The organism is Pseudomonas sp. NBRC 111119 (genome assembly GCF_001320125.1).
Lineage (GTDB): Bacteria > Pseudomonadota > Gammaproteobacteria > Pseudomonadales > Pseudomonadaceae > Aquipseudomonas > Aquipseudomonas parafulva.
The window spans coordinates 141,716-160,445 of sequence record NZ_BCAV01000005.1; the positions used below are offsets into that span (position 1 = coordinate 141,716).

General features: G+C 63.2%; 20 protein-coding genes. 6 read left to right on the plus strand and 14 right to left on the minus strand.

The annotated features are described in order from the left end of the window. Nucleotides 1–25: 25 nt before the first annotated feature. A complete protein-coding gene (gene lgt / locus APH25_RS01505; protein ID WP_028632083.1) occupies nt 26–832 on the minus strand; it encodes a prolipoprotein diacylglyceryl transferase in 807 nt (268 codons plus the stop codon). Nucleotides 833–848: 16 nt separating this feature from the next. Beyond that, the gene (locus tag APH25_RS01510; protein ID WP_060480836.1) at nt 849–1,631 is read right to left on the minus strand and encodes a sulfite exporter TauE/SafE family protein; all 783 of its coding nucleotides are present in this window, start codon (nt 1,629–1,631) and stop codon (nt 849–851) included. A gap of 130 nt (nt 1,632–1,761) precedes the next feature. On the opposite strand from APH25_RS01510, the gene APH25_RS01515 reads away from it, so the two are divergent. Then, nucleotides 1,762–2,508, plus strand: a complete 747-nt coding sequence (locus tag APH25_RS01515) for an NRDE family protein (RefSeq protein ID WP_060480837.1) — start codon at nt 1,762–1,764, stop codon at nt 2,506–2,508. A 41-nt stretch (nt 2,509–2,549) separates the two neighbouring features. Here the strand turns inward: APH25_RS01515 and ptsP are convergent, their stop codons facing one another. The 4 genes from ptsP to ilvA form a co-directional block, all read right to left on the minus strand. After that, the gene (ptsP, locus tag APH25_RS01520; protein WP_028632086.1) at nt 2,550–4,829 is read right to left on the minus strand and encodes a phosphoenolpyruvate--protein phosphotransferase; all 2,280 of its coding nucleotides are present in this window, start codon (nt 4,827–4,829) and stop codon (nt 2,550–2,552) included. A 22-nt stretch (nt 4,830–4,851) separates the two neighbouring features. Next, a complete protein-coding gene (locus tag APH25_RS01525; RefSeq protein WP_028632087.1) occupies nt 4,852–5,331 on the minus strand; it encodes an RNA pyrophosphohydrolase in 480 nt (159 codons plus the stop codon). A gap of 148 nt (nt 5,332–5,479) precedes the next feature. After that, nucleotides 5,480–5,905 carry a DUF2269 family protein gene (locus tag APH25_RS01530; RefSeq protein WP_060480838.1) on the minus strand — a complete coding sequence of 142 codons (426 nt, stop codon included), beginning with the start codon at nt 5,903–5,905 and terminating at the stop codon, nt 5,480–5,482. A gap of 44 nt (nt 5,906–5,949) precedes the next feature. Then, a complete protein-coding gene (gene ilvA, locus APH25_RS01535; RefSeq protein WP_060480839.1) occupies nt 5,950–7,464 on the minus strand; it encodes a threonine ammonia-lyase, biosynthetic in 1,515 nt (504 codons plus the stop codon). Between the two features lie 134 nt (nt 7,465–7,598). Here ilvA and rpiA point away from each other — a divergent pair, with 134 nt between their 5' ends. Next, a complete protein-coding gene (gene rpiA, locus APH25_RS01540; RefSeq protein WP_028632090.1) occupies nt 7,599–8,273 on the plus strand; it encodes a ribose-5-phosphate isomerase RpiA in 675 nt (224 codons plus the stop codon). Between the two features lie 22 nt (nt 8,274–8,295). Here rpiA and APH25_RS01545 read toward each other — a convergent pair whose 3' ends face one another. The 4 genes from APH25_RS01545 to APH25_RS01560 all read right to left on the minus strand — a co-directional run bounded on the left by APH25_RS01545 (nt 8,296) and on the right by APH25_RS01560 (nt 12,410). After that, nucleotides 8,296–9,198 carry an SdiA-regulated domain-containing protein gene (locus APH25_RS01545; RefSeq protein ID WP_028632091.1) on the minus strand — a complete coding sequence of 301 codons (903 nt, stop codon included), beginning with the start codon at nt 9,196–9,198 and terminating at the stop codon, nt 8,296–8,298. Between the two features lie 94 nt (nt 9,199–9,292). After that, nucleotides 9,293–10,213 carry an SdiA-regulated domain-containing protein gene (locus tag APH25_RS01550; protein ID WP_060480840.1) on the minus strand — a complete coding sequence of 307 codons (921 nt, stop codon included), beginning with the start codon at nt 10,211–10,213 and terminating at the stop codon, nt 9,293–9,295. 108 nt (nt 10,214–10,321) lie between these two features. Then, complete coding sequence (locus APH25_RS01555) at nt 10,322–10,987, minus strand: fumarylacetoacetate hydrolase family protein (RefSeq protein ID WP_060480841.1); 666 nt, start codon at nt 10,985–10,987, stop codon at nt 10,322–10,324. A gap of 25 nt (nt 10,988–11,012) precedes the next feature. After that, nucleotides 11,013–12,410 (minus strand): FAD-binding oxidoreductase, encoded by a 1,398-nt coding sequence (locus APH25_RS01560; protein WP_060480842.1) that lies wholly within the window; start codon nt 12,408–12,410, stop codon nt 11,013–11,015. 166 nt (nt 12,411–12,576) lie between these two features. On the opposite strand from APH25_RS01560, the gene serA reads away from it, so the two are divergent. Further along, complete coding sequence (serA, locus tag APH25_RS01565) at nt 12,577–13,806, plus strand: phosphoglycerate dehydrogenase (RefSeq protein ID WP_028632095.1); 1,230 nt, start codon at nt 12,577–12,579, stop codon at nt 13,804–13,806. Between the two features lie 278 nt (nt 13,807–14,084). After that, entirely contained in the window at nt 14,085–14,558 is a 474-nt protein-coding gene (locus APH25_RS01570; RefSeq protein WP_028632096.1) for a transporter substrate-binding domain-containing protein, read from the plus strand. 16 nt (nt 14,559–14,574) lie between these two features. On the opposite strand, the gene APH25_RS01575 is transcribed toward APH25_RS01570, so the two are convergent. Beyond that, entirely contained in the window at nt 14,575–15,096 is a 522-nt protein-coding gene (locus APH25_RS01575; RefSeq protein ID WP_060480843.1) for a DUF523 domain-containing protein, read from the minus strand. Beyond that, entirely contained in the window at nt 15,083–15,706 is a 624-nt protein-coding gene (locus APH25_RS01580; RefSeq protein ID WP_060480844.1) for a 2OG-Fe(II) oxygenase, read from the minus strand. The genes APH25_RS01575 and APH25_RS01580 overlap by 14 nt, the downstream gene beginning before the upstream one ends. A gap of 120 nt (nt 15,707–15,826) precedes the next feature. Between APH25_RS01580 and APH25_RS01585 the strand changes: the two genes are divergently transcribed. Further along, nucleotides 15,827–16,579 (plus strand): DUF2059 domain-containing protein, encoded by a 753-nt coding sequence (locus tag APH25_RS01585; RefSeq protein ID WP_028632099.1) that lies wholly within the window; start codon nt 15,827–15,829, stop codon nt 16,577–16,579. On the opposite strand, the gene APH25_RS01590 is transcribed toward APH25_RS01585, so the two are convergent. Next, entirely contained in the window at nt 16,580–17,506 is a 927-nt protein-coding gene (locus APH25_RS01590; protein ID WP_028632100.1) for an alpha/beta hydrolase, read from the minus strand. 102 nt (nt 17,507–17,608) lie between these two features. Between APH25_RS01590 and APH25_RS01595 the strand changes: the two genes are divergently transcribed. Further along, nucleotides 17,609–18,178: a DUF6436 domain-containing protein gene (locus APH25_RS01595; protein WP_060480845.1), complete on the plus strand. Its 570-nt coding sequence runs from the start codon at nt 17,609–17,611 to the stop codon at nt 18,176–18,178. On the opposite strand, the gene APH25_RS01600 is transcribed toward APH25_RS01595, so the two are convergent. After that, nucleotides 18,157–18,723, minus strand: coding sequence for a sugar O-acetyltransferase (locus APH25_RS01600; protein WP_060480846.1), 567 nt, complete (start codon nt 18,721–18,723; stop codon nt 18,157–18,159). The two genes, APH25_RS01595 and APH25_RS01600, sit on opposite strands and share 22 nt — an antisense overlap. Nucleotides 18,724–18,730 lie beyond the last annotated feature (7 nt).

Sequence of the window (18,730 nt, forward strand, 5' to 3'; positions counted from 1 at the left end):
GGGATCGCCCCTGCCGTGGGATTAATCAGGCGGGTGTCGCCGTGGGCTTGCGATTATAAGCCCACCAGATCAGGCCAATGCCAGCCAGGATCATGGGCACGCAGAGAATCTGACCCATGGTCAGCCAACCCCAGGCGATGTAGCCCAGCTGGGCGTCCGGCACACGTACGAACTCCACGATGAAGCGGAAGATGCCGTAGAACAAGGCGAACATGCCAGACACCGCCATGGTTGGCCGTGGCTTGCGCGAGAACAGCCAGAGAATGGCGAACAGCGCCACGCCTTCCAGCGCGAACTGATACAGCTGCGACGGGTGGCGCGGCAGCTGCGCCGGGTCGCTGAACGGCGGGAAGATCATCGCCCAAGGCACGTCGGTAGGCTTGCCCCACAGCTCGGCGTTGATGAAGTTGCCAATGCGCCCTGCGCCCAGGCCGATGGGTACCAGTGGGGCAACGAAATCCATCAGTTCGAAGAACGACTTGTTGTTGCGCTTGCCGAACCACAGCGCCGCCAGCATCACGCCGATGAAGCCGCCGTGGAACGACATGCCGCCCTTCCACACCTCAAGGATCAGGGTGGGGTTGGACAGATAGGCGTGCAGGTCGTAGAACAATACATAGCCCAGCCGCCCACCGACAATTACCCCCATCGACAGCCAGAACACCAGGTCGGAGAGCTTTTCCCGGGTCCAGGTGGGATCGAAGCGGTTCAGGCGCCGCGTGGCGAGCAGCCAGGCGCCGCCGATACCAACCAGGTACATCAGCCCGTACCAGTGAATCTTCAATGGCCCCAGGGCCACCGCCACGGGGTCTATCTGCGGGTAAGGCAGCATGTAACTTCCTCTTGGTTCAAATCAAAAAACTCAGGCCGACACTGAACAGCAGTGCCGCAAACAGGCGCTTGAGCAGGCGTGGCGACAGCCTATGAGCCAGGCGCGCGCCAAAACGTGCGAAAAACATGCTGGTGACTGCGATACCCACCAGTGCCGGCAGGTACACATACCCTACGCTGTTGGGCGGCAGGTTTGACTCGTGCCAGCCCAACACCATGAAACTGAGCGCACTGGCCACGGCAATGGGCAGGCCGCAGGCCGAGGATGTGGCAACCGCCTGCTGCATCGGCAGGCTGCGCCAGGTGAGGAACGGCACGGTCAGTGAGCCCCCACCGATGCCAAAGATGGCGGAGGCCCAGCCAATGACGCCACCGGCCGCGATCAGCCCAGGCTTGCCAGGGATACCACGGCTGGCCTTGGGCTTGAGGTCCAGCGCCATCTGCACAGCGATGACCAGGGCGAATACGCCGATGATCTTCTGCAGCATCGGCCCCTGGATCAACGACGCAGTCTTGGCGCCGATACCGGCGCCCAGCAGGATACCCAAAGTCATCCAGGCGAAGATCGGCCACTGCACCGCGCGCTTGCGGTGGTGTTCGAGCACGGCGTTGATCGAGGTGAAGACGATGGTTGCCAGTGAGGTGCCGACCGCCAGATGTGTCAGCACCGAGGCATCGAAGCCCTGCAAGGTGAAGCTGAACACCAGCACGGGCACGATGATGATCCCGCCCCCCACGCCGAACAGCCCGGCCAGTACCCCGGCGCATGCACCCAATAGCAGATAGAGCACGAATTCCACTCGGCATCCCCCGAAAAATCAATCCGGCATGGTAACGGAAGCCGGCCTTGGCGCTCTAGTGAACTCTGCATCACAATGGATCTGCACTGTTACCCTGGGTAAAGTGGCAGAAAACAGGGAGGCCGGGCTCATGTGCCTGATCGTATTCGCCTGGCGGCCAGGGCATGCCCTGCCGCTGATCGTGGCGGGCAACCGCGATGAGTTCTATGCCCGCCCTACCCAGGCCCTTGCCCCATGGGGTGATGCCCCCGGCGTGCATGCCGGCCGCGACCTGGAAGCGGGTGGAACCTGGTTGGGTGTGGGCCCCCGGGGGCGGTTCGCAGCGCTGACCAACATTCGTGACCCCGGCCAGCCCCTTGGCCCACGCTCGCGGGGCGAGCTGGTAGCGGCTTACCTGCAGGGTGAGCTGGGGGTTGAGGCCTACCTGGACGAGGTGGCCGGCCGTAGCGGCCAGTATTCCGGGTTCAACCTGTTGGTAGGTGATGGGCAGCGGCTGGGCTATGTGAACGCCAGGGAGGCTGCACCGCGCCTGCTGGGGGCTGGGGTCTACGGGCTTTCCAATGCAGGCCTGGATACTCCGTGGCCAAAGTTGGTGAAGGCACGCAGCCGGCTGGAAAATCTTTTGGAAACAGCAGGGCCGGATGTGCTGCTGGCATTGCTGGCGGATAACCAGCCTGCTGCTGACAGCGAATTACCGGAGACAGGCGTGGGGGTGGCAACAGAGAGGTTGCTGTCCAGCGTATTCATCGCCAGCCAGAACTACGGCACCCGGGCGAGTACAGTGCTGATTATGGATGCCGAGGGCAGGCGGCGGATGGTGGAGCGTAGTTTCGGGCCCTTTGGGGGGCATTTGGGTGAGGTGGTGTTGGACGTGTGAGGGGGCCGCGCGAACGCCTTGGCGCATGGCGCGGTGGCACATCACAAGGTCTTGTCAGCCCCAGGCCCGATCATCCGCGCCAGCCCCAGGTTTTTCAGGGCCAGTTGCAACGAGCTGTGGATAACCTGCGGGTTGTCGTGGCTCATTGCCTCGGCCAGCAGCTCCCTGGCCTTGACCATGTCGACCTGGCGCAGCATCCACTTCACCTTCGGCAGGTTGGTGGCGTTCATCGACAGGCTGTCGAACCCCATGGCCATCAACAGGATCGCCGCAGCCGGGTCACCGGCCATTTCGCCGCAGATGCTCACGGGCTTGCCTTCACCATGTGCGTCACGCACCACGGTACTGAGCGCCTGCAGCACCGCCGGGTGCAGGTAGTCGTACAAATCCGCCACACGCGGGTTGTTGCGGTCCACCGCCAGCAGGTACTGGGTAAGGTCGTTGGAACCCACCGACAGGAAGTCCACCTGCCGCGCAAGCTCTTTGGTCTGGTACACCGCGGCCGGGATTTCAACCATCACCCCCACCGGTGGCATCGGCACGTCAGTGCCTTCGTCACGCACTTCGCCCCAGGCGCGGTGGATCAGGTGCAAGGCCTCTTCCAGCTCGTGGATGCCCGAGATCATCGGCAGCAGGATACGCAGGTTGTTCAGGCCCTCGCTGGCCTTGAGCATGGCCCGGGTCTGGACCAGGAAGATTTCCGGGTGGTCGAGGGTGACGCGGATGCCGCGCCAGCCCAGGAAGGGGTTGTCTTCCTTGATCGGAAAGTACGAAAGCGCCTTGTCGCCGCCGATGTCGAGCGTACGCATGGTGACCGGCAGCGGGTGGAACGCCGCCAATTGCTCACGGTAGATCGCCAGCTGCTCTTTCTCGCTGGGGAAGCGCTGGTTGATCATGAACGGCACTTCGGTGCGGTACAGGCCTACCCCTTCGGCGCCGCGCTGCTGCGCGCGCGCCACGTCCGCCAGTAGGCCAGTGTTCACCCACAACGGCATGCGGTGGCCGTCCGGGGTCACGCACGGCAACTCACGCAGCGCGTCCAAGCCCTTGGCCAGCTGGCGCTCCTCCTCCACCACATCGCTGTACTGCTTGCGCAGCACCTCGCTGGGGTTGGTGTACACCTCGCCCTTGTAACCGTCGACGATCAGCTCGATGCCGTCGACCTTGGAGTACGGCAGGTCGACCAGGCCCATCACCGTGGGGATACCCATGGCCCGGGCCAAAATCGCCACGTGGGAGTTGCCCGAGCCCAGTACCGAAACCAGGCCCACCAGCTTGCCTTCTGGCACTTCCCCCAGCATGGCCGGGGTCAGCTCTTCACTCACCAGGATGGTGTTGTCGGCATACACCAGCGACTGCGAACGCGCCTGTTGCAGGTAGGCCAGCAGCCGCCGCCCCAGGTCCTTGACGTCAGAGGCACGCTCACGCAGGTAGTCATCGTCCATCAGCTCGAAGCGGTTGACGTGCTCGCCCACCACCTGGCGCAGGGCGCCCTGGGCCCACTGGCCGGTGCGGATCACATCGCGCACCTCGCCACCGAGGGCCGCGTCCTCGAGCATCATCAGGTACACATCGAACAGCGCCCGCTCTTCGGGGCGCAGCTGGGTGGCCAGCTTGGCGGAAAGCTTGCGCATGTCGGCACGCACGCCCTCGAGGGCGTTGTGGAACAGGGCCAGTTCAGCGTCGATGTCTTCGACGGTTTTGTCCGGCACCACTTCCAGGTCGGCGGGCGGCAACATGACCACGGCACGCCCCACGGCAGCACCCGGCGAGCCCGGTACGCCGACGAAGCGCGCTTCCTGGATGCCCTTGCCCTGTCGGCCGAGGCCGCGGATGGAGCCAGTGGCTTCGGCGTGGGCGATTACCCCCGCCAGCTGGGCACTCATGGTGACCAGGAAGGCTTCCTCACCTTCGTCGAACTGGCGCCGCTCTTTCTGCTGGATGACCAGTACCCCCACCACACGGCGGTGGTGGATGATGGGGGCGCCAAGGAACGATGCGAATTTCTCTTCGCCGGTTTCGGCAAAGTAGCGGTAGCGCGGGTGGGCAGCGGCGTTTTCCAGGTTGAGCGGCTCTTCCCGGGTGCCCACCAGGCCCACCAGGCCCTCGTTGGGCGCCATGCTGACCTTGCCGATGGAGCGCTTGTTGAGGCCTTCGGTCGCCATCAGCACGAAGCGGTTGGTTTCCGGGTCGAGCAGGTAAACCGAGCAGACCTGGCTGCCCATGGCTTCCTTGACACGCAAGACAATGATCCCCAACGCCGACTTGAGATCTTTGGCGGAGTTCACTTCCTGGACGATCTTGCGCAGCGTATTGAGCATGGCTCGGGGTCGAACTCCGTCGTCAGTCGCGCGTCAGAAGACGCGGTGCTAGCTCTTTCAGGGCGCGGCGGTAAACCTCGCGCTTGAATGTCACAACCTGCCCCAGCGGGTACCAGTAACTCACCCAGCGCCAGCCGTCGAACTCCGGCTTGCCGGTCAGGTCCATGCGCACCCGCTGTTCATTGCTGATCAGCCGCAGCAGGAACCACTTCTGTTTCTGGCCGATGCACAGGGGCTGGCTGTGGGTACGCACCAGCCGCTGGGGTAAACGATAACGCAACCAGCCACGGGTGCAGGCAAGAATTTCTACATCGTCGCGTTCAAGGCCAACTTCTTCGTTCAGCTCGCGGTACAGGGCATCTTCCGGCGTCTCGTCAGGGTTGATACCACCCTGGGGAAATTGCCAGGCATCCTGGTTGATCCGGCGAGCCCATAACACCTGCCCGGAATCATTCGTAAGAATGATCCCTACATTGGGGCGAAAACCATCCGGGTCGATCACGGCAGCAACCTCGCAAACGCATGTCACCGCATTGTTCCACAAAGCCTGCGAGCGCAGCAACGCGCCTGCCCGGCTTATATGCAGCAAGGGCTGCGGGATAGCCGGCCTGGGTGCTTGCCAACCTGCCCAGTTGCCTCACAGGTACCGTTCAGACCGGCTTGGCGCCCATCAGCCCGGCGATGGACAGGAAGCACAGCCCGCTGAACAGCGACAGCGCCAAGGTGTAGCGCAAACCCACGGCCTGCGCCTTGCGCAGGCGGTTCAGACGCAGCAACAGCCAGGCTGCGGCAAAAGCGCCCAAGGTATACAGTACGCTCGAGGCCAGCAGCCAGGTCTGCCCCAGCGGCCAGCCAACCAGGTGCACCAGCCACCAGCCGGTGAACGGCATGCTGACCAGGCACACGGCCATGACCAGCCAGACGAAGATCAGCGGGCGCTGCAACAACCTGGCCCAGGGCTGTGGGTCGCCCTTTCGGTAAGCACGCAGGGTCCACAAGGCAAGCCCTGCGGCCCCCAGCAGCAGGAGCACGGTGGCGATCACATGGAGCGTCTTGAGGGTGGTCAGGTGTTCCATCTCATGTGTCCTTTGGCCTGCGGTGCACGCCCAAGCTTAGCCGTTCAGCCCAGGAACAGCTTGTAGGCCGGGTTTTCGGTTTCGTCCCAGTAGGGGTAGCCGATCTTGGCCAGCGCCGCAGGCACCAGGTGACGTTCCTCTTCCGGCACCTGCAGCCCCGCCACCACGCGCCCGTCTGCCGCCCCGTGGTTGCGGTAGTGGAACATGGAGATGTTCCAGCGCCCACCCAGCTTGTCGAGGAAGTTGAACAGCGCGCCTGGCCGCTCCGGGAACTCGAAACGCAGTACCATTTCGTCGCTGGCGCCCGCCGAATGGCCGCCGACCATGTGGCGGATGTGCAACTTGGCCAGTTCGTTATCGGTAAGGTCGGTCACCGGGAAGCCCTGGTCCACCAGTTGCTGCACCAGGGCAGCACGTGGGTCGTTTTCCGGGTGGGTTTGCACGCCGACGAAGATGTGGGCTTCGTCGGAGGTATGCTTGCGGTAGTTGAATTCGGTGATCTGCCGCTTACCGATCGCTTCGCAGAACGCCTTGAAGCTGCCTGGCCGCTCCGGGATGGTCACGGCGATGATGGCCTCGCGCTTTTCACCCAGCTCGGCACGTTCGGCCACATGGCGCAGGCGGTCGAAATTGACGTTGGCGCCTGAGTCGATGGCCACCAGGGTGTGGCCCGTCACGCCATACATTTCCACGTAGCGCTTGATACCGGCCACACCCAGTGCCCCGGCAGGCTCGGTGATGGAGCGGGTATCGTCGTAGATATCCTTGATGGCCGCGCAAATTTCATCGGTGCTGACGGTGACCACTTCGTCCACGTGGTGACGGCAGATATCGAAGGTATGCTGGCCGATCTGCGCCACCGCCACGCCATCGGCGAACAAGCCCACCTGCGGCAGCACCACCCGCTCACCGGCAGCCATCGCCGCCTGCAGGCAGTTGGAGTCGTCCGGTTCCACGCCGATCACCTTGATGTCGGGGCGCAGGTACTTCACGTAGGCGGCGATGCCGGCAATCAGGCCCCCGCCGCCCACAGGCACGAAGATGGCATCCAGACGGCCAGGGTGCTGGCGCAGGATTTCCATGGCCACGGTGCCCTGCCCGGCAATGGTGTGCGGGTCATCGTAAGGGTGGATGTAGACGAAGCCCTTCTCGTCGACCAGTTTCAGCGAGTAGGCCAGCGCCTCGGGGAAGGAGTCGCCGTGCAGCACCACCTTGCCGCCCCGCGAGCGCACGCCCTCGATCTTGATCTCGGGGGTGGTCTTGGGCATCACGATGGTTGCCTTGATGCCCATTTCCCGCGCCGCCAGTGCCAGGCCCTGAGCGTGGTTGCCAGCCGATGCCGTGACAACGCCCCGGGCCAGCTCCTGCGGGGTCAGTTGCGCCAGCTTGTTGTAGGCCCCGCGGATCTTGAACGAGAACACCGGCTGCAGGTCTTCGCGCTTGAGCAGGATCTGGTTACCCAGGCGTGCGCTGAGCTGCCCGGCAGGCTGCAACGGGGTTTCGACGGCAACGTCATAGACGCGCGAGGTGAGGATCTTCTTGACGTACTGTTCGAGCATCTGGAAAGCATCACTGGGCCGCGGGACAAGGCCTGGAAGTCTACCCCAGCGCTACGTCGGGCGACCACAGCAAAGCCCTGCAAGCCGTTATACTAGGCCCCTTTGAAAACGCCCTGCCCCATTTCGGAGCCCGCATGACCCAGGACCAACTCAAACAGGCCGTCGCCCAGGCCGCTGTCGACTTCATTCTGCCCAAGCTGGATGAAAAGAGCGTTGTCGGCGTCGGGACCGGCTCCACCGCCAACTTCTTCATCGACGCCCTGGCCCAGCACAAGGCCGCCTTCGATGGCGCCGTCGCCAGCTCCGAGGCTACCGCGCAGCGCCTGAAGGGCCACGGCATTCCGGTATTCGAGCTGAACAGCGTCAGCGAGCTGGAGTTCTACGTGGACGGCGCCGACGAAAGCGACGAGCACCTGAACCTGATCAAGGGCGGTGGCGCAGCCCTGACCCGCGAGAAAATCGTCGCGGCGGTCGCCAAAACCTTTATCTGTATCGCCGACGGCAGCAAGCTGGTGCCTGTGCTGGGCGCTTTCCCGCTGCCGGTCGAGGTCATCCCCATGGCCCGCAGCCACGTGGCGCGCCAGCTGGTAAAGCTGGGCGGCGACCCGGTGTACCGTGAAGGTGTGGTCACCGACAACGGCAACGTGATCCTCGATGTGCACAACCTGCAGATCACCAACCCGGTCGAGCTGGAAGCACAGATCAATGCCATTGTCGGCGTGGTAACCAATGGCCTGTTCGCCGCTCGCCCGGCAGACCTGCTGCTGCTGGGCACCGCCGATGGCGTGAAGAGCCTGAAAGCCGAATAAGCCTGGGTGGGGCCCCGCCGGCTCATGGGGCCGGCAGCTTGAACACGTAGAACAGGTTCGGCTCACTGACCATATAAAGGGTGCCGGCGTCGTCCATCGCCACGCCCTCCGCCTGCGGCACCGTCGCCTTCAGCCCATGGGCACCCTTGCGTAAAGACAGGGTGCTCAGCGGCTTGCCTTGTACATCCAGTTCCAGCAGCAGGCGCGACTCGTCCGACAGCGCCAGCAGGTGCCCGCTGCGCTCATCGAACTGCAAGCTCGACAGGTCGCGTACAAACAGCCGCGCATCGCGCTTGCTGTCCTGCACCACGTTCACGGCATAAGGCTGCTGCGGGTTGTCGTGGGGGAACCCGTGCACCTCGTAGATCAGCATCGGGTCCCGCTCCTTGGCCACGAACAGGCGCTTGCCGGCAGAATCGTAGGCCAGCCCTTCGAAGCCCTTGTTGCCATTCAGGCCAATGCCCAAGGTAAGCTGCTCGGCATCGGCCGCGTCCAGGAACGGGGTGTCATCCTGCAGCCGCACACGGATCAGCCGTTGCTGGCGTTCATCGGTGATGACGTAGCTGTTGGGCCCCACGTACTCGACCGCCTCAGGGTCACCAAAGCCGGTCAGCGGCACGCGGCGCAGAATGCGCCCCTCGAGCGACAACTCAATCAGTTCGGAACGGGCATTGGTGACGGTAAACAGGGTTTTGCGGTCCGGGTCATAGGTCAGCGCCGAAAGGTCGTCGTCCAGCCCCTCCACCGGCCGGGCTTCCACCGCTACCCGGTAACGGTCCAGGCCGATGCCCTGTTCGGCAGGGTGCCACCAGGCCTTGAGGTTGAACCAGGCGCGCTCGAAAAGACGCAGCTCCTGCCCTGCCCAACCGAGCACGAGCAGGCACAGGGCCACGGGGATCAACGACAAACGCAAGTAGCGGGGCATGCGGGCAGGCTCGACGAAGGATGGCGAATTTAAGCACAGACAACTGAAATAAAGCTTAATGCCATCATTCAATTATCCATCGCCGAGCACGCGTTCAGCCTTTCTTGAACCGGTAGAACAGCGCGGGTTCGCTGATGATGTACAGGGTGCCCTGGTCATCCATGGCCACCCCTTCGGCACGGGGGATGGTTTTTTGCAGGCCGTTGAACCCACCTAACAAGGTCATGAAACTGATCTTTTCGCCCTTGTGGTTCAGCTCCAGCAGCATGTGCGAGTCGGCGGAGAGCGCCAGCAAGTGCCCGGTGCGCGGGTCGATGCCCAGTGCCGAGAGGTTGCGCAGGTCCAGCGGGTCGGTGGGCAACGCCGTCTTGTTGCCACTCAGCAGGCTTTGCCCGTTGCTGCTCCATTCATAAAGCCGCGGCGGGCGCTCTTCGCCGATCACCAGGCGTTTGCGCCGAGGGTCCCAGACCACGGCCTCGAAACCCTTGTTGCCATTTTCAGAAAGGCCCAGGTCATGGCTCTGGAAATCGGCGTGGTTCAACTCCGTGGTGCTCGCATCCACTTTGACGACAGTCAGGTCATGCAGACGCTCATCGGTGATGGCCATGTAGCCGCCCTCCATCACCGTGACACCTTCAGGGTTGGCCCAGCCCTTGAGCGGGATGTTGCGCAGTACATCACCGTCGAGGTTCAACTCGGTCAAAATTGGCTTTTTGCCCATGACGGAAAACAGCGTGCGCGTACTGGGGTTGAAGGCGAGATCTGACGCTTCGTCATCTGCCATGCCCGGAAGGGGTTTCGCGTCGATTTCCACTTTGTAGTCCGGTAACCAGACGCTTTCGCCGCGTTCGGCAGTGGTCTCGAAGTGCTCCTTGACCCACAGCATGCCGCGGTCATCCCAGTGCATGAGAAATGCCACGCCATAAGCGATTGCCGCCACCACGGCTAGGGCGAAAGGCCAGCGCAGGTAGAAGCGTCGCATCGGGGCCGCCGGGGCCGTGGCTGAAGAGGGCATGCGAGCAGGATCCTGTGTGATGGGCGGGGATCAGCGCATTATCCAGATAGGGTGTGAAAAAATCGGTAAACAAAACCCCACCGCCGCCGCGGTGGGGCTTCGCCCAGGTCAGAGTACGCGGCTTTCGAAACGGCTGACGCCTGGCAGCTCCAGTACCACCTCGTCACCCGCAATGAATGGCCCTACCCCAGCCGGCGTGCCGGTCAGGATCACATCCCCGGCCTGCAACGAGAACTGTGCGGCCATGTGCTGGATCATGGGCACGATGGGGTTGAGCATCATGGCGCTGCTGCCATCCTGGCGCACTTCACCGTTCACCGTCAGGCGTACGGGGATGGCCGTGGTGTCCTCGAAGCTGGAGGCAGACACGAAGGGCGGCAACACGCAGGCGCCGTCGAAGCACTTGGCGAGCTCCCAGGGCAGGCCTTTTTCCTTGAGCTTGGCCTGCAGGTCACGCAGGGTAAGGTCCAGTGCCGGGGCGTAACCGGAAATGGCGTCCAGCACTTCCTCCGGGGTTGGCCGGGTGGACAGCGACTTGCCCAGCAGCACGGCAATTTCCACTTCGTAGTGCACCGAGCCCCGATCGGCCGGGATCTTGAAACCGCCCTCGGCCGGCACCACGCAACTGCCGGGCTTGATGAACAGCAACGGCTCGGTCGGAATGGGGTTGTCCAGTTCCTTGGCATGCTCGGCGTAGTTGCGACCGATGCACACCACCTTGCCCAGCGGGAAGTGGATGCGCGTGCCGTCTACGTACTGGTGCTGGTAACTCATGGCCGACTCCTCTGGATACTGCTTTTTATTCAGATGCGAAGATCTTACCCGGATTCATGATGCCGTTAGGGTCGAACACAGCCTTTATTGCCTTCATGCAGGCGATCTCTTCCGGCGACCTGCTGTAGCCCAGGTAGTCACGCTTGGTCATGCCGACGCCGTGCTCGGCGGAAATGGAACCGCCGTAGCGCTCGACGATCTCGAACACCCATTTGTTGACCCGGGCGCATGAGGCAAAAAACGCGTCCTTGCTCATGTGCTCGGGCTTGAGGATGTTCAGGTGCAGGTTGCCATCCCCGATATGGCCGTACCACACCACCTCATAGTCGGGGTAATGGGCCTGCACGACGGCATCGATATCGCGCAGAAAGGCCGGCACCTTCGATACGGTTACCGAAATATCGTTCTTGTAAGGGGTCCAGTGGGAAATGGTTTCGGACAGGTACTCGCGCAGCTTCCACAGGTTCTTCAGCTGCGTTTCGCTCTGGCTCATGACCCCGTCCAGCACCCAGCCCTGCGCCACGCAATGCTCGAACGTGGCCAGGGCTTCATCGGCCACCTGCTCGGTGCTGGCCTCGAACTCCAGCAATGCATAGAACGGGCAAGGCGTGTCGAACGGCGCAGGCACATCGCCACGCGCGAGTATCCTGGCCAGGCCCTTATCGGAGAAAAACTCGAACGCCGTCAGGTCCAGCTTGCCCTGAAACGCGTGCAGCACCGGCATGATCGAGTCGAAGTCAGGCGTGCCCAGCACCATGGCGGTGAGGTTGCGCGGCGCGCGGTCCAGGCGCATGGTGGCCTCCACCACGAACCCCAAGGTACCCTCGGCACCGATGAACAGGTGACGCAGGTCGTAGCCGGTGGCGTTCTTGACCAGGCCTTTGTTCAGTTCCAGCAGCTCGCCAGTACCGGTGACCACCTTCAGCCCGGCCACCCAGTTGCGGGTCATGCCGTAGCGAATCACCTTGATGCCGCCGGCATTGGTGCCGATATTGCCACCGACCTGGCTGGAACCACTGGAGGCGAAGTCAACCGGGTAATACAGGCCCTGCTCTTCGGCATAGGCCTGCAATTGCCGGGTAATCACCCCAGGCTGGCAGACCACGGTGCGGTCGAAGGCATCGAAACCCAGAATCTGGTTCATGTAGTCGAACGCCACCACCACTTCACCCTTGGCGGCAACCGCACCCGCAGACAACCCGGTGCGCCCGCCAGAGGGCACCAGCGCCACCTTGTGGGCATTGGCCCAGCGCACGATGGCCTGCACCTGCTCGACCGTTCTGGGCAGCACGATGGCGCTGGGCGCAGGCGGATAATGCTTGGTCCAATCCTTGCCGTAGGCCTCCAGGGAGGCCGCGTCGGTCAGCACCTTGCCAGGGTCGACAAGGGTCATCAGCTCATCTAGTGAAGCGCGCTGGATCATCGCCTGAACTCTCGACTTATTCATGGTCACCCTGAGCACACTTCACCTGTCGGGATAAGCTCAGAGTGTGTCGCGTATGCTAGCATAGCGCTCCTTCTGTTCATGCTAGGGCCGCCCCAGCGGGGCTGCCTCTCGCCATTTTTCTTCGGGATACAGGTTTACGCAGATGAGCAAGACTTCTCTTGAAAAGAGCAAGATCCGGTTCCTTCTTCTTGAAGGTGTACACCAGAATGCGGTCGATACCCTCAAGGCTGCCGGCTACACCAACATCGAATACCTCACCGGTTCGCTGCCCGAAGCCGAACTGAAGGAAAAGATCGCCGATGCCCATTTCATCGGTATCCGCTCACGCACCCAACTGACTGAAGAAATCTTCGACTGCGCCAAGAAACTGGTCGCCGTTGGCTGCTTCTGCATCGGTACCAACCAGGTCGACCTGGAAGCTGCGCGCCAGCGCGGTATCGCGGTATTCAACGCCCCGTACTCCAACACCCGCTCGGTGGCCGAGCTGGTGCTGGCCGAGGCCATCCTGCTGCTGCGCGGCATCCCGGAAAAAAACGCATCCTGCCACCGTGGCGGCTGGATCAAGAGCGCGGCCAACTCCTTCGAGATCCGTGGCAAGAAGCTGGGCATCGTCGGCTATGGCTCCATCGGCACTCAGCTGTCGGTACTGGCCGAAAGCGTTGGCATGCAGGTCTATTTCTTCGACCCGCTGACCAAGCTGCCGCTGGGTAACGCAGTACAGGTCACCAGCCTGCACGAACTGCTGGGCCTGGCCGACATCGTGTCGCTGCACGTACCTGAGCTGCCCTCCACCCAGTGGATGATCGGCGAGAAGGAAATCCGCGCGATGAAGAAGGGCTCGATCCTGATCAACGCCGCCCGCGGCACCGTCGTAGAGCTGGACCACCTGGCCGCCGCGATCAAGGACAAGCACCTGATCGGCGCCGCCATCGACGTGTTCCCGGTAGAGCCGCGCTCCAACGATGAAGAGTTCGAAAGCCCGCTGCGCGGCCTGGACAACGTCATCCTCACCCCGCACATCGGTGGCTCCACCGCAGAAGCCCAGGCCAACATCGGCCTGGAAGTCGCCGAGAAGCTGGTCAAGTACAGCGACAACGGTACGTCCGTATCCTCGGTCAACTTCCCTGAAGTGGCCCTGCCGGCGCACCCTGGCAAACACCGTCTGCTGCACATCCACGAGAACATCCCGGGCGTGCTCAGCGAGATCAACAAGGTGTTTGCCGAGAACGGCATCAACATCTCCGGTCAGTTCCTGCAAACCAACGAGAAAGTGGGTTATGTGGTGATCGACGTCGACGCTGAATACTCCGACCTGGCGCAAGAAAAACTGCAACAGGTCAAGGGCACCATCCGCTCCCGCGTGCTGTTCTAAGTAAGCTGCCCCCGCGGCAAGCAAAGCCCAGGTTGCTGACACCCGTCAGTCAAGCAACCTGGGCTTTTGCTTTAGCGCTTGATTTTCGCGACTTCAGAGGCCGGATTTGCCACGGCTGAGGGTGACGGTAACCCGTCTGCGACATACCTGCCTGTGCAGAAAATTTTGGCCTGCGGTCAAACATCGCCGAGACTTCAATGTCATAGGCTGCGCTCGATCACGGCGAGGAAGAAAGCCGTGACGACAGGTACTCATTTAGCTGAAAGAAAGGGGCAAGCATGCGTTCGACCATAGGAGTACTGCTGGCAGTACTGATCAGCCCACTGGCTCAGGCAGAGCTGCTGGACGAAATCGCCGACCGCGGTGAACTGCGTATTGCCGTGCAAGCCGACAACTCGCCGTATGCCTTCAAGCAGGACGACCACCTGACCGGTTTCGACATCGAGTTCGGCCAGGCACTGGCTACAGAGCTGGACCTGCGCGCCGAGTTCATCGAAGCCCCGGCACCGGACGTGATCCCAGGTGTGGAAAGCGGCAAGTACGACGTAGCGCTCACGCCTGCCAGCGAGGCCCCAAAGGCCGATAGCCCGCTTGACGCCAGCCAGTCATTCGGCGGCGAGCAGAAGCTGGTGATCCCCTTCCAGCAAGACAACCCCGCGTTCGAAAGCGCGCTCAACAACGCCCTGCAGCGCCTCAAGGACAGCGGCCGCACCGCCGAGCTCGAGCAAAAATGGTTTAGCCCAAGCCCCTGAGCGGCAGCCGCCCCGGTCAGCGGCGGGGCGCACCGCGCGATAGCCCACACCCCAGTGCCCGCTCCGCCTCCGGCAGCTCCAGCTCGCTGAACACCTGCACCCCGGCCCGCCGCAACAGGGCAGCAGTCACCCCCTGCCCGGCTACCTTCACCCCACTGAAGGACCCATCGTACGTCAGCAGGTTGCCGCACGATGGGCTACCGGCCTTCAGCACCGCCACCTGAATGCCATGCCGTTGCACCAGCGCCAATGCCTGGTGTGCACCTGCGAGAAACGCGGCGGTTACATCCTCCCCCAGCAGCGTCACCACCTGCGCCTGGCCATCGAGCACCTGCGTGCCCTGCCCGCCGGGGATTTCGGCAGCGGGCCGCGGCGTGGGCAAACCGCCAGCCACTTCTGGGCACAACGGCACCACTCGCCCCTCTGCCTGCCAACGCTGCAACAGGTCAGGGTGGCCGCTGGCACGCCCGTCATAACGCACAGGCTGGCCGAGCAGGCAGGCGCTCACCAGCACCTTGGGCAATTCAGAACGGGTCATTGCCGCGTCGCCTGAACCAGCCGGTCAACGACAACCGCTCGCGGCCTGCCGGCAGTACCTCATGGGGCACATCGCCCGACAGAAATACCACCAGGCAGCCGGCCACAGGCTCGACATCATGCTCAACGCCCTGGGCCAGGAACATGCGCAACTGGCCGCCGTCCTCGGGCTGCCAACCTTCGTTGAGGTACAGCACTGCCGACACCGTACGCCGGTCATCGTCGCGAAAACGGTCCAGATGGCGGCGGTAGAACGCACCCGGCGGATACAGCGCAAAATGGCATTCGAAGTCTTCCAGGCCGAGGAACAAGCCCTGGTTGATCGCCAGGCGCAATTGGTCCATCGCAGCCAGGTACTGGTCGCAGGCATCGGCCTGGCCCGGGTCGACCCACTGGATCTGGTCGCCGCGGATGGCTTCACGCACCTCCTGGGAGGCGCCGCGCCCTACGCCTGCAGGGTTCAGCTCACCTTCGGCATTACGCCGCCGGCACTCGCTCGCAAGCGCCCGCACCAGGTCGCCGGGTAAAAACAGCGCCTGCTGGGACCAGCCACGGGTGGCCAGATCGTCGACGACGGCCGCTAGCATCGGGTTTTCAGGGGAATTTTGCATGGCGCATCATATCCATTCGCCAGATCGGCGCACAGCGCCACTTGGCCGAGAACCACGCACATATCTCGACAAACAGCCGCTGCCACACAGACAATAGCCACCTGCCGACAGGAGTCTTGAATGCGCCGTCTGTTTTCCCTGATTCTGCTGATGATCTGCACCGTACCTGTCTGGGCAGATACCCTGGGTCAGCTGTACAAGGTCGCTGGCTGGCCCGACCAGCGCGCCCACTTCACCGATGCCGTCACCGCCGCCCAGCAGCGCTACCGCAACAGCTTGCCGCCGGCCGTTTACCAGGCGCTGGTCAGCAACAGCAACCAGCGCTTCCAGGCCCAGGCCATGGACCGGCGTGCCCAGGCCCAACTGCGCACCGCCTTGCCCAACCCGGCGCCGGCCCTGGCGTTTTTCCAGTCGCCCTTGGGCCGCAAGGTGGTGGCCGCCGAGCTCAAGGCCACGCGCAAGGATGAACTGGCACGCAATGCCCAGGGCCTGCCAAAGATTCAGGCCAGCGACACTCGCCAGCTGATCATCGGCCACCTCGCCCAGGCCCTGCCGGCCCGGGAAGCCGGTGCCGAGGTCAGCCTGGCCATCGCAGGCGTGGCAGCCGACAGCCTCAGCTCCATGATCCCCGGCCTGTTCGGCGGTGGTCAGGCCCAGGGCCTGCTCGACGGCCAGCGCCAGCGCCTGATGAACCAGATTGGCGAAGACCTGAACAACACCCTGCTCTACGTCTACCGTGATTTGTCGGATGCCGAGCTGGAAGAATTCGCCACCTTCGCCGAATCTGCCGATGGCAAGGCGTATTACCAGGCTGCCCTCACCGCCGTGCGCGCGGGGCTGGCTGTTGGCCAGGACGCCAACCAGCTGAATTGATCAGCCTATCTGCAGGTCGAGGAAATCGAAATAGCGCTGGCGGATAGCCGGTAGCTCGTTTGCCAGGTGATGGCGGGCCCCGGGCAGCATCAGCACCCGGGGCGTATCGAACTTGGCCTTGAGCACGGCGAGGTTGTACGGCCAGTCCACAGTGCCGTCGTTCTCCCCTTGCACGATCACCGGGTGCCGGGCACTGCAGGGCGCGGCTTCTATGCGTTTGATCCAGGCGATCAGCGCGCCCACCCAGGCCGTGGGCAGGCGACGGGGCTGCAGCGGGTCGGCCTGAAGAAACGCCAAGAATGCCGGGTCATTGGTGTTGTCGCTGAAGCGCCGTTCGATACCGTTCACAAAGTGACGCAACACCTGGTAGCTGAACTTCGACCAGCCCCAGGCACACGGGCGCACCAAGGGTGCCAACAGGATGACCTCGCCATCCACAGGGCTGTGCTCAGCCTGGTGCAACAGATGGTCGACGGCGATTGCACCACCGGTGCTTTGGCCGCACAGGTGCCACGGGTGGGGCAGCCGCAGTGCGCGGGCCTGTTCGAACAGGGCGTCGAGCACCTGCTGATACACCGCAAAGTCATCGATGCTGGCACGCTCGCCACTGGACAAGCCATGGCCCGGCAAGTCGCAGCTGATTACCGCAAACCCATGTTTCAGCGCCCAGGCAATCACATGCCGGTACAAGCCCATGTGGTCGTAATAACCGTGCAGCAGAAACAGCGTTGCCTTCGGCTGCAGGGGCGACCACACCTGCCCCACCACCTCGAACCCAGCAACGGGGAAGCTGCCCAGCCAGCTGTGCACGGGCACATCCAGACCATAGAAGCGTTGATAATGCTGGGCATGCGCCGACAGCGGCTGGCGCGCGCCGAGCGGGGCCAGGCTGGTGCGCAACAGGTCGGGGTGAAAGGCAGCGGGCATCGGGTACATCCACAGTGCAACAAGTATTGACTTGGGATATTCAGCTCATGGCCGCGCCGTGGCAAGCTTGCCGTTCACCCCACACGAGCCCGCATCCGGTTCATGAATACCCGAACCCTCAAAACGTCGTGCCTGGCGCTTGGCCTGATCGTGGGCGCAGTCATCCTCTGGCAGGCCTACAGCAGTTTCCAGGCCCGCTACCTGCGCCCGTTCGACAACCAGGCCACGGTGTTCGATGGCAGCCAGCTGCAGTTGCCTGCAGCGCTTGCGGGCCCCGGGCCCATCCGCGTGGTGCATTTTCGCGACCCGGCCTGCCCCTGCAACGTTGGCAACCAACAGCACCTGGCCGACCTGGTTGGCCAGTTCGCAGGCAAGGGCGTGAGGTTTTATGTGCTGCAAAAGCCTGGCAGCCAAGGCCGCATGCCTGCAGACCTGACCGCCTTGCAGCCCCTGGCCAGCCTGCCGGGCAGCGAACGGCTGCCGGCCTCGCCGGCGGTCGCCATCTGGGACCGCCAAGGCCATCTGGCCTACTTTGGCCCCTACAGCGAGGGGGCGGTGTGCAATGCCAGCAACAGCTTCATCGAGCCGATTCTGAAGGCACTGCTCGACGGCCGCCAGGTCCAGGCATCCAATACCTTGGCCGTTGGCTGCTACTGCCCGTGGGCCGGTTGACGGATACGCGCCGGGTTGCCCACCACCACAGCGCCCGCCGGCACGTCACGGGTGACCACGCTGCCAGCGCCCACCACCGCATCATCGCCAATGGTCACGCCAGGCAGGATGATCGCCCCGCCGCCGATCCATACATTATTGCCGATGGTCACCGGGCGCCCGCTCTCGAGGCCGGTGCGACGCACCTCGGGGTCCAGGGGGTGGTCAGCCGCGTAGATCTGCACGTTGGGGCCAACCTGGCAATCGTCGCCGATGCGCACGGGCAGTACATCGAGAATCACACAGTTGAAGTTCATGAACGTGTTACGGCCCACACTGATGTTGTAGCCATAGTCGCAGTGAAACGGCGGGCGAATCACCGTGTTGTCGCCGACGTGGCCAAAGTGCTCGGCCAACAGCCCATGGCGGGCTTGCGAGTGCATCTCTGTACCGCTGTTGTACCGTAGCATCCACTGCCGGTTGGCGCTTTGCTCGGCCTGCAGCTCTGGACAGGTGGCGTGGTACAGCTGGCCTGTCAGCATTTTCTGTTTTTCGCTGAGTGACATGGAAACT

Excerpts from the sequence above, each read along its gene's own strand:
- APH25_RS01560 (WP_060480842.1), bottom strand. The coding sequence starts at position 12,410 with ATGATCCAGCGCGCTTCACTAGATGAGCTGATGACCCTTGTCGACCCT.
- serA (WP_028632095.1), top strand. The coding sequence starts at position 12,577 with ATGAGCAAGACTTCTCTTGAAAAGAGCAAGATCCGGTTCCTTCTTCTT.
- APH25_RS01530 (WP_060480838.1), bottom strand. The coding sequence starts at position 5,905 with ATGGAACACCTGACCACCCTCAAGACGCTCCATGTGATCGCCACCGTG.
- APH25_RS01550 (WP_060480840.1), bottom strand. The coding sequence starts at position 10,213 with ATGCCCTCTTCAGCCACGGCCCCGGCGGCCCCGATGCGACGCTTCTAC.
- ilvA (WP_060480839.1), bottom strand. The coding sequence starts at position 7,464 with ATGCTCGAACAGTACGTCAAGAAGATCCTCACCTCGCGCGTCTATGAC.
- APH25_RS01515 (WP_060480837.1), top strand. The coding sequence starts at position 1,762 with ATGTGCCTGATCGTATTCGCCTGGCGGCCAGGGCATGCCCTGCCGCTG.
- APH25_RS01575 (WP_060480843.1), bottom strand. The coding sequence starts at position 15,096 with ATGACCCGTTCTGAATTGCCCAAGGTGCTGGTGAGCGCCTGCCTGCTC.
- lgt (WP_028632083.1), bottom strand. The coding sequence starts at position 832 with ATGCTGCCTTACCCGCAGATAGACCCCGTGGCGGTGGCCCTGGGGCCA.
- APH25_RS01555 (WP_060480841.1), bottom strand. The coding sequence starts at position 10,987 with ATGAGTTACCAGCACCAGTACGTAGACGGCACGCGCATCCACTTCCCG.
- rpiA (WP_028632090.1), top strand. The coding sequence starts at position 7,599 with ATGACCCAGGACCAACTCAAACAGGCCGTCGCCCAGGCCGCTGTCGAC.
- APH25_RS01585 (WP_028632099.1), top strand. The coding sequence starts at position 15,827 with ATGCGCCGTCTGTTTTCCCTGATTCTGCTGATGATCTGCACCGTACCT.
- APH25_RS01570 (WP_028632096.1), top strand. The coding sequence starts at position 14,085 with ATGCGTTCGACCATAGGAGTACTGCTGGCAGTACTGATCAGCCCACTG.
- APH25_RS01595 (WP_060480845.1), top strand. The coding sequence starts at position 17,609 with ATGAATACCCGAACCCTCAAAACGTCGTGCCTGGCGCTTGGCCTGATC.
- ptsP (WP_028632086.1), bottom strand. The coding sequence starts at position 4,829 with ATGCTCAATACGCTGCGCAAGATCGTCCAGGAAGTGAACTCCGCCAAA.
- APH25_RS01580 (WP_060480844.1), bottom strand. The coding sequence starts at position 15,706 with ATGCAAAATTCCCCTGAAAACCCGATGCTAGCGGCCGTCGTCGACGAT.
- APH25_RS01590 (WP_028632100.1), bottom strand. The coding sequence starts at position 17,506 with ATGCCCGCTGCCTTTCACCCCGACCTGTTGCGCACCAGCCTGGCCCCG.
- APH25_RS01545 (WP_028632091.1), bottom strand. The coding sequence starts at position 9,198 with ATGCCCCGCTACTTGCGTTTGTCGTTGATCCCCGTGGCCCTGTGCCTG.
- APH25_RS01600 (WP_060480846.1), bottom strand. The coding sequence starts at position 18,723 with ATGTCACTCAGCGAAAAACAGAAAATGCTGACAGGCCAGCTGTACCAC.